The 709-nt window shown below is 67.6% G+C and carries 1 protein-coding gene; it reads right to left on the reverse strand.

The window, feature by feature from the left end; translation table 11 throughout:
* Window positions 1-302: AMP-binding protein (locus GTZ93_RS43375; protein ID WP_390625037.1), on the reverse strand; the 302-nt coding region annotated here is incomplete at its 3' end.
* Between the last annotated feature and the right edge of the window lie 407 nt (window positions 303-709).

Raw genomic sequence — 709 nt, forward strand, 5'->3', positions numbered from 1 at the left:
TGGATGATGGCGCGCAGGCGGGGCAGGGTGCGCTCCAGCCGCATCGGGTCCGGCGGATACGCGGGCACCGCCACCGCGCCCGCGTACAAGCAGCCGAAGAAGCCCGCGATGTAGTCCAGCCCCGGTGGGTACAGCAGCAGCACGCGCTCGCCCTGCGCGCCTCGCTCACGCAGCGCGGAGGCAATCCGCCGTGCTCGCACGTCCAGGTCGGACGCGCTCCACACGGTCTCTTCACCGTCGGCTTCACCCAGGAACGTGTAGAGCGGCGCGTGGGCGGACGGCCCTTGGACAAGCTTCAGCAGGACGCCAGGAAGGGTTCGCGAGAAGTCGTGCACGGGGAGCCATCCATGTGTCGAAAAAGCGCCGACACTTAATAGCAGCCCGGGTGCTCAATTCCTCGGCACTCCTGGTAACGAAACCCCGGAGGTTCCTGACGCCAGCCCACTCGGGGAGCGGGGACTCGGCACACCCTCAAGCGCGGCCGAGCAGGCTCTTCAACCACTCCATGAAACCTTTCTAGCTTGACCCGCCTGATACATCCCGTGTCGCGCCTTCACCGACTCTGGCCTGTCACGCGTGGTGAACGTCGCGGACCTGATCGCGCATGTAGCGCCGCGGTGCGCCAGTCACTCTGTTCACGGGCCCCGCCCCCTCGAAGGAGGGAGCGGGGTTTCCGAGTTGTGGGCGGCAGGGACTCGCGGTGCCTGCG

Source organism: Corallococcus exiguus, assembly GCF_009909105.1.
Taxonomy (GTDB): domain Bacteria; phylum Myxococcota; class Myxococcia; order Myxococcales; family Myxococcaceae; genus Corallococcus; species Corallococcus exiguus.